Origin of the sequence: Bordetella sp. 02P26C-1 (assembly GCF_009763255.1) — a bacterium.
Classification (GTDB): domain Bacteria; phylum Pseudomonadota; class Gammaproteobacteria; order Burkholderiales; family Burkholderiaceae_B; genus Bordetella_A.
The window spans coordinates 1-12,744 of record NZ_WSJB01000001.1; the positions used below are offsets into that span (position 1 = coordinate 1).

Annotated in this window: 10 protein-coding genes; 7 read left to right on the forward strand and 3 right to left on the reverse strand. The window is 58.0% G+C overall.

The annotated features are described in order from the left end of the window. Positions 1–169: 169 nt before the first annotated feature. On the reverse strand, positions 170–1,024 hold the full coding sequence (locus GOQ28_RS00005; RefSeq protein WP_160354941.1) for a helix-turn-helix domain-containing protein: 855 nt from the start codon (positions 1,022–1,024) through the stop codon (positions 170–172). Between the two features lie 322 nt (positions 1,025–1,346). On the opposite strand from GOQ28_RS00005, the gene GOQ28_RS00010 reads away from it, so the two are divergent. Next, complete coding sequence (locus tag GOQ28_RS00010) at positions 1,347–1,667, forward strand: DUF1330 domain-containing protein (protein WP_160354942.1); 321 nt, start codon at positions 1,347–1,349, stop codon at positions 1,665–1,667. A gap of 73 nt (positions 1,668–1,740) precedes the next feature. Here GOQ28_RS00010 and GOQ28_RS00015 read toward each other — a convergent pair whose 3' ends face one another. Then, positions 1,741–4,242 (reverse strand): ankyrin repeat domain-containing protein, encoded by a 2,502-nt coding sequence (locus tag GOQ28_RS00015; RefSeq protein WP_160354943.1) that lies wholly within the window; start codon positions 4,240–4,242, stop codon positions 1,741–1,743. A 220-nt stretch (positions 4,243–4,462) separates the two neighbouring features. Next, positions 4,463–6,553 (reverse strand): ankyrin repeat domain-containing protein, encoded by a 2,091-nt coding sequence (locus GOQ28_RS00020; RefSeq protein WP_160354944.1) that lies wholly within the window; start codon positions 6,551–6,553, stop codon positions 4,463–4,465. A gap of 467 nt (positions 6,554–7,020) precedes the next feature. Here GOQ28_RS00020 and fmdA point away from each other — a divergent pair, with 467 nt between their 5' ends. The 6 genes from fmdA (at position 7,021) to GOQ28_RS00050 (ending at position 12,736) form a co-directional block, all read left to right on the forward strand. After that, positions 7,021–8,250, forward strand: coding sequence for a formamidase (gene fmdA, locus GOQ28_RS00025; RefSeq protein ID WP_160348663.1), 1,230 nt, complete (start codon positions 7,021–7,023; stop codon positions 8,248–8,250). 9 nt (positions 8,251–8,259) lie between these two features. Beyond that, positions 8,260–8,592, forward strand: a complete 333-nt coding sequence (locus tag GOQ28_RS00030; protein ID WP_160354945.1) for an FmdB family zinc ribbon protein — start codon at positions 8,260–8,262, stop codon at positions 8,590–8,592. 270 nt (positions 8,593–8,862) lie between these two features. Continuing rightward, on the forward strand, positions 8,863–10,146 hold the full coding sequence (gene otnK, locus GOQ28_RS00035; RefSeq protein ID WP_160354946.1) for a 3-oxo-tetronate kinase: 1,284 nt from the start codon (positions 8,863–8,865) through the stop codon (positions 10,144–10,146). Beyond that, a complete protein-coding gene (locus GOQ28_RS00040; RefSeq protein ID WP_160348660.1) occupies positions 10,143–10,796 on the forward strand; it encodes a class II aldolase/adducin family protein in 654 nt (217 codons plus the stop codon). The genes otnK and GOQ28_RS00040 overlap by 4 nt, the downstream gene beginning before the upstream one ends. A gap of 41 nt (positions 10,797–10,837) precedes the next feature. Beyond that, on the forward strand, positions 10,838–11,626 hold the full coding sequence (locus GOQ28_RS00045) for a hydroxypyruvate isomerase family protein (protein WP_160354947.1): 789 nt from the start codon (positions 10,838–10,840) through the stop codon (positions 11,624–11,626). Between the two features lie 81 nt (positions 11,627–11,707). After that, the gene (locus GOQ28_RS00050; protein WP_160354948.1) at positions 11,708–12,736 is read left to right on the forward strand and encodes a TRAP transporter substrate-binding protein; all 1,029 of its coding nucleotides are present in this window, start codon (positions 11,708–11,710) and stop codon (positions 12,734–12,736) included. Positions 12,737–12,744 lie beyond the last annotated feature (8 nt).

The following is a 12,744-nucleotide window of genomic DNA, read 5'->3' on the forward strand; positions in this document are numbered from 1 at the left end:
ATAGAATCGATTGGGGACATCAGCATTGTTTCCTTTAGACAGGTTCTTCGCAAAAACAAGTCTAATGAATGCTGGTCGTCCCCCGTTTATGATGTAGAGCCTGGTTCTAGACGGCGCGTAACCGATGTTCGTATGACAGTACCGCGTCGAAACCAGGCGCAACCCGGTCCTACGCGCCCGCGGCGTGCTCACGGAACCAGCGCGCCGTGCCATCGTCAGCCGGAAAGAACGATTCGATCCGTAGCTCGTGCACAGTCACATCGTGCGGCGTGCCCATGGTGGCAATGGAAGTGAACAAGTTCAGCGCCACTCCATCCTTTCGAATCTGCATCGGTAAGAAGGGTAGCGCGCGCGCATCGAGGTTGGGCAAGCGGGTCGTTTCGCCGATCTCCGGCAATGCGATCAGTTCATCAAGCAGGCTCGCCGCCTCGCTCCCGAGGCCGTCGCTCATCGCTTCACGCTGGATCCAATGCAGCAGGTCAGCGCAGACGTCTTTCCAGTTCAGCAGGTGCTGGCGAACACCATTCGGATCGAGCATCAGTTTCAGCACATTGACACCCTCGCGTGGCAGCGGGGTGTCGTTCGGCATGTCGAGCAGCCAGCGCATCATCATTGTCGCCGGCGCATTGGCCATCACGAGATTCCACAGCCGGTCGACCACCAACGCTGGATAGGGAGCGTGCTGGGTCAGCATGAAATCCAAGGCCTGTTTCACGGCGGCCAGTTCCGGGTCCGACAGCCGGCCTTCCCGATAGGCTGGCGCGTAGCCTGCCGCCAACAGCATCACGTTGCGCTCGCGCAGCGGGATGTCGAGGACGATTCCAAGTTTCAGAACCATCTCGCGGCTCGGCTGCGAGCGCCCGCTTTCGAGGAAGCTGATGTGACGCTGCGAGATACCGCTCTCGCTCGACAACCGAAGCTGGGTATAGCCACGCTTGTCACGCCAGTAGCGCAATGCCGTGGCGAAATCGGCAAAGTGGCGGCTGCCGCGCGCACTCGGCCGGACCGGATCTTGTTGGTCCATGTTGTCTCCATGCTGACTAACTGCCACGCGACACGTTTACCTTCAAGATAGCATCTTGCCAAGGAGACCGCTGATCCGTTTGATGCGACCGCGCGGCGCCAGAAGGGTGTTCTCGGTGCCAGCCACCGGGGCACGGCGCCGGCGGGACCGGCAATGGGTATCCCGGTCACTGCGCGATTGGAATTACGCCAGCGGATGACATACAACGCGATTACCTCCGACGTCATCGACGCAGAGGATCGCGCGGTCGACAATGGCATCACATCGCCGCAATGCATCGCGCGTTGCGCACCTGTCAGTGCCGTTATCTCGGGAGTCTTTCATGCCAGCTTATGCCGTCGCCATCCTTTCCGAAACGCACCTGAACAACGAGATCCGCGCCTATCTCGAGCGAATCGACTCGACACTACAACCGTATGCAGGGCAATTCATTATTCATGGGGGGCCATATATTTCGTTGGAGGGCGAGCCGACAGCAGACTTGATTGTCATCCAGTTTCCCGATATGGAGCATGCATCACGCTGGTATGACTCACCAGCCTACCAGGCGATAAAACCGTTAAGGACGGCAAGCAGCGATGGGATAGTGTTTCTTGTCCGGGGCGTGCCGACCGACCACCGCGCTATGGATATCCTTGCTTGATCGCTGGAGCACGATGTGCCCCAGCTCATCCTCGCTCAGGGTCTTGATAAGTCAATGCCGGTTTGACGTGGGCTCAATCTCGGTAGAGTTCACGAGTCATCGCTGCGGCGGTTCTGGTGTCCTTGAGATCGAAGGCCCGTTGGAGCGCGGTATCGAATTTGGCTCCCATTAGTTCCAGGTTCGTTCGAATGTCGCTGGGCCGCTCATCATCGCTGAGCTGGTAGGTCAGCATCAGCGCCGTGTGAACGTCTACGTCCAACTGGATCAAACGCCCCGCCGCTTCGTAACGGTGTTCCGACAATAATGTCAGCAGTGCTTTGGGTCCGTTTGCTTTCATCTCGAGCAGCTTCATTAGCAAATCTTGATCGTTGCTTCGAGCCGCCTGAATCAATGCGCCTACGCCGTCCGTCACGGCGGGAATGAGCGCGCGTGCGGTTTCCTCATCGCGTTCGTCCGTGCTTTTGAGCAGATGCACGAGCGTCCGCGCGGAAGCGTCATCGTTGTTGGCTAACAAGCGGGCCAGGAGTCGATCCCCCGCCCTTACGCAATCTAGCAGTGCTTTGGGGACATCCAAGCCGGCGTTGATCAAGGTGCGCAGGCCTTCCTTCGCCTTTGATTGGCTGTGCAGCGATCTTAAAACGACAAGCGGGGTGACATTGGGGAGCATCGAGGCGACCTCAATCGCGTCCCCTTTAATCGCTGCCGTTAAGAGGGTCTGGAGGACCGAATGATCTGTTGAGAGAACCTGCCTGCTGGTGTTTTCCTCGGCTAGCTTGGCGCTTATCTCTTCGGGCAGCGTCGACGAATCCGCACCTGCCGCAATTAATAGCTTTAACGCAGCCAGTTCTGCATTGTGATCGCGGCCGTACAACTGGCTCAGGGTGGTGTCCAGCGCATATGAGGTGCGCACACCGGCCGCCATCAAAGTCTTCGCCGCCGCCAGATTACCGTTTTTGGCGCACCGGTATAGGAGTTGTTCCGCCTGTGACGGACTCGTAGAGATCAGTAATTTTATGGTGTCGATATAGCCTCTTGTTGCCAGCGTCTCCCAGCCGTCGTGCAAATGGTCTTTCTCGGCGCTTAGCGCGATTATTTCCTTCAGGCATGCCGTATCTTCCTTTTCGGCCAGTTTCAACAAAGCTGTCGTATCCGCAACCTCTCTAACAAAAATGTCAGCCGCGGTCATATCTTCGAAAAGTGTGAAGCGCGAATGCGTTCTAATGGTCGCTTCACCGACGCTTTTCACTAAACTCAGCAACGCTGGCGTGATCTCCGCTCCCCGCATCACGACATCCAAAGGATGTTTTTTATGTATTTGTGCGGAAATCTCGGTAAATATTTCTGGAAAAGCATACGCCCTGTCTCTTTGAGCGCCCAGCAAAAGCAATGGCGCGAATGCAATGACTAAATCATCGGGATCAAATGCATCCGCTGCAAAACCGAGTGCGTCCGAAGCGTCGGCGTTTTGCGCCGTTATGAACTGCAGGGCTCGAGCTTTTAGCGATGGGTCGTCCTTGTATGCCGCGATGATTGCCAGCGTCCTGTAGGGGACGGCGCCGGCATCGATCAACAGCTTGGCAGTTTCCGTATGACGATGTATTACCGCCTCTCTTAGTGCCCTGGAGAGGCCTGTCGTCGCCTTGGCCTCGAGAAACACCTTGATTACGTTCGTATGACCGCCCTGGGCAGCGTACTCCAGGGCCCTAGGCAGGTAACCTGTTGCGCCGGCTTCGAGCAACGCTTTGACCACGTCCGCATGGCCGTTTGTTGCTGCCCCTATCACTGCTGGGGACAGGTCGGTTTTAGTACCGGTGCGAAGCAATGACTGAACTATTTCCGCATGACCATGTGCTGCCGCGATGTCCAACGCTTTCGGTAGGTATGCCGTACCGCCTGCGTTGATCAACTTCTTGGCTATGTCTGTATGACCACACTCCACCGCATAAGTCAGCGCTTCGGACTTGATCGCCTTGGTGCCGACCTTGATCAACGGTTCGATGATGTCGGCAGGGGTTGTTCTTATCAGTTTTTCCACGGACGCGCCGGCCTCGAGCAACCGCTTGAATACTTCGAGATGCTGATCGCTTTTCGCGGTAAACCTTAGCGCTAGGGAAGGGTTATATTTCTTGTTAAGGTCGATCAATGCCTCGTATACCTCCTCCATTTGATCGAAGTCCGCTGCATGCGCTAGCGCCTCCGGCAGGCCCTCCCGGGCTCCGGCCTTGATCAAGGCATCGAGCAAAATGAGGTTATTTTTTCGGGCTGCATCCATGATGAAGGTGTTGCCGCAGGAATCTCTGCGATCGAGTAGATCGCTGTCCCACTCATGATAGACGAGAAGATCCAGGGCGATCCTATCGCTGCTTGTCAGAAAAGCCGTGCTGAGATAATCCAGGCCTACTTGGTCGAGGTGTTCCCGGCGCTTTTCCCTGGTCGCGGGCAACAGGTTCGTGAAGGCCTGCAAATTGTCGTCACGTATAGCCTGCGAGATATCGTCCGTGGCGGTCCTTGAATTGGCAGACAAACTGTCTGTTGGCGACGATGGCGACGAACGGGAATAGGGTTGGTTGTACATAGACCGCTTCCTCAGGTAGGGTGGTAAACGCGCCGGCGCAGGGGGCAAACCTGCATTGAGTAACAGCCAGCCTACGAAAGTTCGATGAATTTCATAAGTTTCGGATTCAACTGGCGTATATAGACAAACACCGCGACTCCTCGCGGTGTTGTATTGACGCGCGCATCGCCGCGCGCGACGGGGAAAGAAGACTGTCGTTCGGGTACGCCCCGAAGGCGACTTAAGGCGTCACAACATGACCCGCCAGTGCTTCCTGTGCTTCAGTGACCCCCACATCGGCGAGTCTCTGGAGCCTACGCTTGCTGCTCACGGTCAAACCGTTGCGTATCAGATCGGCAATGACGGTTTTCGTATCGGCGCCAGACTGCACGACGACTCTGAGGCGCAATAACTTCACTACGTTACTATCGTCCCCGCTTAAGTCCATCAGGGCGGATCGGCCTATCTCGGGGTGACGGGCAATCAGGTTCTTTGCTGCATCGATACGCCATGATTCGGCCGCCCGCAACAGAGCGAGTGATAAGCGGCCACCGAGGGATTGCAAAATGCGCTGAACCGGAGCCTGGATCTGAGGCTGCTCCAAGCGGAAGCTCAGCATGAGTGCCGTATCCACATCTGCGTATCCCCATGAAATCAATTGGCCCGCAGCCTCGTATTCGCCGGTCGCTAATGCGTGGATCAGAGCGGCGGACCCGTTTACCCGGAGGTTGATCAGGGTCTGTGCCAATGGCACATGTTTCATCCGGGCAGCATAGACCAGTTCATTTGTCCCATTGCTCAACGTCGGGATAAACCACTGCATAAAGGCGTCATCCTTTTCCTGAATAAGATCTATGATGACCCTGGCGACGATAGGGTGCGAAACACATGGGGCGGCGCCCAAATGGCGTACGTAGCGTGCGTCTGCCTCAATCAGAGCGGTTGCCACAGCCATGAGCCGGTTTCTAACCGCATAACAAAGCGCTTGGGTGGCGTCTACGCCGGCATGAAGGAGTACCTGTACCCCAGTCATATCGCCGGAGTTCAGTGCCGTTAGTGCATTTTCCCATTTCGCTCCTCGGTCGATCAGCGTTTTGACTTGTGCGACCTCTTTCAGATTAATAACGTTGATGAGGGCCTTGTCTAGCTGCGCCGAGGGATGAGCACGGAGTGTGGCGATTTCCCTCGATATCTTCTCGCGAACATGTTGAGGCATGTTGCTGATATCCGCTTCCACAGCATAGAGCAGCTTGTAATTTTGCCAGGCGGCCCTCAGCTGTGGGGTTCCCGGAAGCGCATTGGTGAAAAGCGCAAACAATTTTTCCTGGGTTTCGATAGGGACGGTTGCCCCTGCCGCGACCAGTGTCCGCATAGCCGCGAGGTTCCCGTCGCAGATTATTTTCTCTATTTTGAGGGCGAATAACGCCTTGGCTTCGGCCAATATTTTTATCGCATCAATATTGCCAAGCGCGGCAATTCGTGCGAACTCTGGGTACATTGTGGGTGTTATGCACTGCACGAGCTTCGCCATTGTGCCTGGCATTGTGGATGGAGCGTCCGACCTGAAGTCTTCGGCAATATGGCAAAACGCATGGGCTACTACTCGGGCATGCGCTGGTCCAATGTCGGGCGCGCAAAGAAGAGTCAAGCCGTCGGACTGGTTAGCGCTAGCTAGCTTGACGAGGGCGGCCGCCACTATTGAAGGTTCAGAGGAGAGAGCCTGGACTTTTTTTCTATCGCCGGCGATGGCCGCTGCACTGAGCACTTCAGAGCTCGGGGCGCCTAGAACCGTCAGCAAACGTATCGCGGTACGCCATTGATGTTCGACCGCAACGTCAAGGGCTTGAGTAATATTGACGCCCGATTTGGTCAACCGCTGCACGGCGTGGCCTTTAATTTCCTCTGAGACGTCGTCTTGCTGCAGCACTCTGGCCAGGGCATAGCAATTTTGTGCTTCATCAAGCTGTAGCAGGGGAAGCAAGTCCGGGTCATTTTCGGGATTTAAAAGTGCGCACACTAGCGGTGTGCGCCCCGTGTCATCTCTGGCGTTGATCAGTTCTTTCACCGTATCCGGGTGTTCGCTGAGGAGATGCTTGGTGATCGAGTTGCTGCCGTGATCGGTCGCGACATGCAGTACGGTCAGGCCTCTTTCGTAGCGTATTTGAGCTAAGTCATCGGAGTGCCTTTCGATCAAGGCGGTCAAGTCAGGTACCTCGTCTCCGATAATAGCGGCCAGGATTAAGCCCTTGGTTGGACGGTGTTCCGGGTCGGCATTCACGTTGTCAAGGAAGGACGCGGCTTGGCTTGAGACATTAACGGCAGGGGCGCGCATATGGGCTCCGCGGGAAAGGGTTGATTGGAGGTTCTTACCGGGCTCCAAATAAACCATGTTCAACGCCACCGAATGGCAACGCTTTGAGAAATCGGATCGATGAACACCTGTCGATGGATCTCTTCAGCCGCCCTTCAAAGTTTCCCGGGTCTGGGGCAGCTCTTGATTAGCTTGCTCTTCATTGCGGTGGTGATGGCATTCCCAAATGGGCTGGTTGGGCTGTATGATCAGTACATCAAGCCAAGGTTCTCGCGCAAGGCGCGAAGTTCTATGGATCGCGTCTCTACCGGCGATCTCCAGGCGCCTTGCGCTGGCCTTGATTCCAAGCCCGCCCCGGTGTTGGATGTCCCCCCGGCCAAACCCTCGGAACGAGAACTTGCGCGAGGACGTCGACGAAAAAACCATCAGTGCCTATCTGTCTGTTTGACCCACCTGTATTCGCATACCGCGACACCGAGGAGATCGTCATGCCTAAGACCCTGATTGAAGTCGACCTGAAGCAATCGCCTTATGAGAACGAAAATATCCATAATCGTTGGCACCCCGATATCCCCATCGCGGTATGGGTTAAGCCAGGCGACGATTTCGTGCTGGAAACTTATGACTGGACCGGTGGCGCAATCAAGAACGATGACAGCGCCGATGATGTGCGTGATGTAGACCTGACGACAGTGCACTTTCTGTCTGGGCCGGTGGGCGTAGAGGGGGCCGAGCCCGGTGATCTGCTGGTGGTGGATTTCCTGGATATAGGGGCCAAGCCGGACAGCTTGTGGGGGTTCAATGGCTTCTTCAGCAAAAAGAATGGCGGAGGTTTTCTAGACGAGCATTTCCCTCTGGCCCAGAAGTCGATCTGGGATTTCGAGGGTATGTTCACCCGGTCGCGCCACATTCCGGGCGTGCAGTTTGCCGGCCTCATCCACCCAGGCTTGATCGGATGTTTGCCGGATCAGGCGATGCTGGATATGTGGAACAAGCGTGAGCAGGGTTTGATCGATACGAATCCCACCCGTGTGCCGCCGTTGGCGAATCCGCCCGCGCCCAAGACGGCGCATATGGGCCGTCTAAAAGGCGATGCGTTCGAGAAGGCCGCGGCCGAAGGGGCTCGTACGGTGCCGCCGCGCGAGCATGGGGGGAACTGCGATATCAAGGATTTGTCGCGGGGGTCCCGGGTGTTTTTTCCGGTCTACGTCAAGGGCGGTGGCTTGTCTGTGGGCGATCTGCATTTCTCGCAAGGCGACGGCGAGATTACGTTTTGCGGCGCGATCGAGATGGCGGGCTGGATTCACATGCGAGTCAATGTGATCAAGGGAGGCATGGACAAGTATGGGATCAAGAACCCCATCTTTAAGCCCAGTCCGATTACGCCGAACTACAAGGACTATCTGATCTTCGAGGGAATTTCCGTCGATGAACAGGGCAACCAGAAATACTTGGATATGACGGTGGCATATCGCCAGGCTTGCTTGAACGCGATCGAATACCTGAAAAAGTTCGGCTATTCCGGTGCGCAGGCTTATTCGATTCTGGGCACCGCGCCGGTGCAGGGGCATGTAAGCGGGGTGGTCGATATTCCCAATGCGTGCGCGACCTTGTGGTTGCCAACGGAGATTTTCGACTTCGACATCATGCCCTCGGCCAGTGGCCCGACCAAGTTCATCAGCGGCGACGTTGATATGCCTGTTTCGCCAGATCTGTAAGGAGACGTCATGCCTACCTATGACTATGCCTGCCGCGCATGTGGTGAGTTTTCGGCGCTGCGCCCGCTCGCGCAGTGGCAAGCCCCCGCCGCCTGCCCGACGTGTGGCGAGGCGTCGCCGCGCATTTTGGGCGGTGCACCGGCGCTGGGTGCCTTGTCCTCGGCCATCAATCGCGCCAGGGCTCGCAATGAGGCCAGCGCCAACGAGCCGCGCAGTACCCGGTCTGGCCACGGCATGAACTGCGGCTGTTGTGGCGGCGCGAAGCGGTCTGGTAAGACACGGGTGGCCGCCGATGGCAGCAAGACATTCGCCAATAGCCGTCCGTGGATGATCAGCCATTAGCCGCGCTATGTATCGCTGCGTGGCGAGTGCGATGAAGTCCAGTGCGGGCCTAAATCGTCTTGGCGATTTTATCGAGACGAGAGCCTTGTTGACGGTGTAGAGGCGCCCGCACTTTTTCCTCGGAGCGGGACCGGTTCGTGGTCCCGTTCAAACAAGTGAGGCGGTCGGCGTAAAACTGTGCATCATGGCACCCAGGGTAATCCCTAGTTTCTAAATCATCATACGAATACGTATTATCACTTCCTCAGAATTTCAATAATAGGGGACATAATGCGACTCGGATGCATTGCCGATGACTTCACCGGCGCTACGGACGTGGCGAACAACCTCGTGCGCGCGGGTATGCGCGTGGTTCAGACGATAGGGGTGCCGAAAGACGCGGGCGAGGTCGATGCCGACGCTATCGTCGTGGCGCTGAAGTCGCGCACCACGCCGGCCACCGATGCGATCGCCGAGTCGGTGCGGGCGTGCGAATGGTTGCGTGGTCTGAACCCTACCGCGCAGATTTATTTCAAATACTGTTCCACGTTCGATAGCACGCCCGAAGGCAACATCGGTCCCGTGACCGAGGCACTGATGGATGCCGTGGGATCGTCGTTCACCATCGCGACGCCCGCGTTTCCAGACAATGGGCGTTCGGTGTTCAAGGGCCACTTGTTCGTTGGAGACGTGCTGCTCAGCGACTCCAGCATGCGTCATCATCCCTTGACGCCGATGACCGACGCGAATCTGGTGCGTGTGTTGCAAGCGCAGTCCCGCCGGCGCGTGGGCTTGGTGGACCATCGTGTTGTGCGCCAGGGCGCGCTCGCGATCAAGCAGCGTTTCCAGCAGCTTGAGCAAGAGGGCATCGGCATGGCGGTTGTCGATGCGATCGATAACGAGGATTTGTTGACACTGGGCGCGGCCACGGCCGATATGGCTTTGGTCACAGCCGGGTCGGGATTGGCCATGGGTCTGCCGGCGCAGTGGGGTTTTGAACCCAACGCCAGCGCGCAGCGTTTGCCGCAAGCGGTGGGCGCGCAGGCGATATTGGCAGGCAGTTGTTCGGCGGCGACGCAGCGGCAGACGCGCGCGTTCATCGACGCGGGGGGCGCTGCGCTGCCATTAGATCCCTTGCAACTCGCGCAGGCAGAGAACCCGGTTGCCGACATATTGGCCTGGGCGCAGCCGCGCGTGAACCAGGGCGAGCGCGTCATGGTGTATTCGACCGCGGACGCGGAATCCGTCAAGGCCGTTCAAGCGCGTCTGGGCACACAAGAAGCCGGCGAATTGGTCGAGCGTACGTTGGGCGCCGTGGCGCAAGGCTTAGTCAGACTCGGCGTGCGTCAGCTGATTGTCGCGGGTGGCGAGACCTCTGGCGCCTGCGTGCAGGCGCTTGATATCGATCGGATGCAGATCGGGCCTCAGATCGATCCCGGCGTGCCATGGTGCTACGCGCATAGCCCGGCGGCCTCGGGCGAAGGGCTGCATCTGACGCTGAAATCCGGCAATTTCGGCAGCGACGACTTTTTCATCAAGGCATTCAAGATGTTGAACAACGAGGCGGCGGTATGAGCGAGGCAGCCCTGCGCGAGGAAATCTGTTTTGTTGGGCGCTCGCTTTTCGAGCGCGGCTATGTGCACGCGACGGCGGGGAACATCAGCGCGCTACTCGAAGATGGCAGTGTGTTGATCACGCCCACCGACGCTTGTCTGGGACGCCTGAAGCCGGCTGATCTGGTGCGCGTGGATGCGGAGGGCAATGCTCCCGCAGGCGCGCGCCCGAGCAAGACGATCGTCCTGCACCGCAGGATTTATGCGGCCGAGCCGACTGCGCGTTGCGTGATTCACACGCATAGCACGCACCTGGTGGCGCTGACCTTGAAAGGTGTGTGGCGGGAGTCGGATATCGTCCCGCCCATTACGCCTTACTTCGTGATGAAGGTCGGTCATGTGCCTTTGATTCCGTATCGCCGCCCGGGTGACGCACAGGTGGGCGATCTGGTGGCCGATGCGATTGCCCAGGGGCAGCGCGCCGGTGCGCCGTTGCGCGCCGTGATGCTGGACCGATTGGGTCCCAATGTCTGGCACGACAGTCCTGCGGCCGCGATGGCCGTGCTCGAAGAGCTCGAGGAAACCGCACGTCTCTGGTTGATGACTGATGCCAGCGCGCTGTCGCAAGCACAGATCGACGAGCTGCGCACAGCGTTCGGTGCACGCTGGTAAACGCGCGGCATCTCCCCCAATTCGCCCTTAGTCAGGACATCATGCTGAAGTTTTCCGCAAACCTTTCGATCCTCTTTACTGAGCTTCCTTTTGCGCAACGATTTGCCGCCGCGAAACAAGCTGGCTTTGATGCGGTCGAGTGCTGGTTTCCCTACGAACACGGTTCCGCTGCCGAAATCAGCGCCTGGTTGACCGAGCATCGGTTGAAGATGGTCGGGATCAACACCCCGTGGGGCGAAGGCGCTCAATGGGGACTGGCGGCGTTGCCGGGCTTCGAGGATGCGTTTGAAAAATCCATGCGCGATACGTTGGAGTTCGCGCATGCCGTAGGCGGCCCGGCCATTCATGTCATGGCCGGATTGGCCGGCCACGTGTCGCCGTCAGACGCGCGTCGTTGCTACCTCAACAATCTGCAGCGGGCGTTGCGTTGGGCCGAGGGCAGCGGATCCACTTTGGTGATCGAACCCCTGAATGGCCGCGACCGGCCGGGGTACTTCCTGCATAGCGTGGATCAGGCCGCGGACATCATCGATCATCAAGGCTTGAGCGATCTGCGCATCATGTTCGATTGCTATCACATCCAAGTTCAGGAAGGCGATGTGATCATGCGCATGCGCCGTCATTTCGACAGGATCGGTCACGTACAGATCGCGGGCGCGCCGGCGCGCGGAGAGCCGGATCAGGGCGAACTGAACTACGTCGAGATACTGCGCGAACTGGACCGTCTGGGCTGGCAAGGCTATGTCGGCGCCGAGTACAAGCCCACGGGCGCCTCGGCCGACAGCTTCGGTTGGCTGGCTGACTTGCGCCGGGCAGGTATTGCCGCCTGATTCCGCGTCACCTGTTTTACCCCGCAGCACCTACGACATCACGAACCATAAGCACCTAGGAGACCCCACATGAAATTCGCTATGTCCCGTCAAAAAATGAGCCGCTATACGCTGGGCTTGATCGCCGCATGTTTCGCCGCCGGCGCGATCGCTGCTGATTCGCCCGACTATAAGCAACGCACATTCAAGCTCGGCCACGTGATTGCTGACGATCACCCGGCCGCCCTGGGCGCCAAGCGCTGGCAGGAACTGTTGGCCGAACGCAGCGGCGGCAAGATCAAGGTGCGTATCCATGGCAACGGCAGCATCGGCGGTGATACGCAGATGACCTCCGCCGTACAAGGCGGTGTGCAGGAGCTGGGCATCATCACCTCGTCGCCGATCGCCAGCGTGGTCCGTGAAATCGGCCTGTTGGACCTGCCGTTCACCTTCAATACGGCACAAGAAGTCGATGCCGTTCTGGCGGGTAAAGTTGGCGATGCAATCGCCGAGAAGATGAACGCCAACGGCATGGTAGTCGTGGGCTGGATGGAAAACGGTTTCCGCAGCATCACCAACAGCCGTCGTCCGATCACCAAGTTCGAAGACATGCAAGGCCTGAAGGTCCGCGTGTTGCAAAACCCGGTTTACATCGAGACGTTCAATACGCTGGGCGCCAATGCCGTGCCGATGCCGTTCCCCGAGGTCTACACCGCGCTGGAATCGCGCGCCGTGGATGGTCAGGAAAACCCGCTGGGCACGATCAACACGTCCAAGTTCAACGAGGTGCAAAAGTACCTGAGCCTGACCCGTCATACCTATACGCCGTATGTCGTGGTGGTCAGCAAGCGCGTGTGGGACAAGCTCACGCCCGACGAGCAAAAGCTGTTGAAGGAAACCGCTGCCGAAGCGTCCGAGTATCAACGCAAGATTTCGCGCGAAAGCGAAGCGCGCTTTCTGGCGGAGCTGAAGGAGCGCGGCATGGAAGTCAACGAGTTGTCGGCTGAAGAAGCCAAGCGCATGCGCGAGAAGCTGCAGCCGGTGATCGACAAGTTCTCCAAGGATCTGGGCGGCGACCTCGGTGCCGAGATGATGGTCGAGATCAACAAAGTTCGCGGTTCTTCCAACTAAGTCAGTAT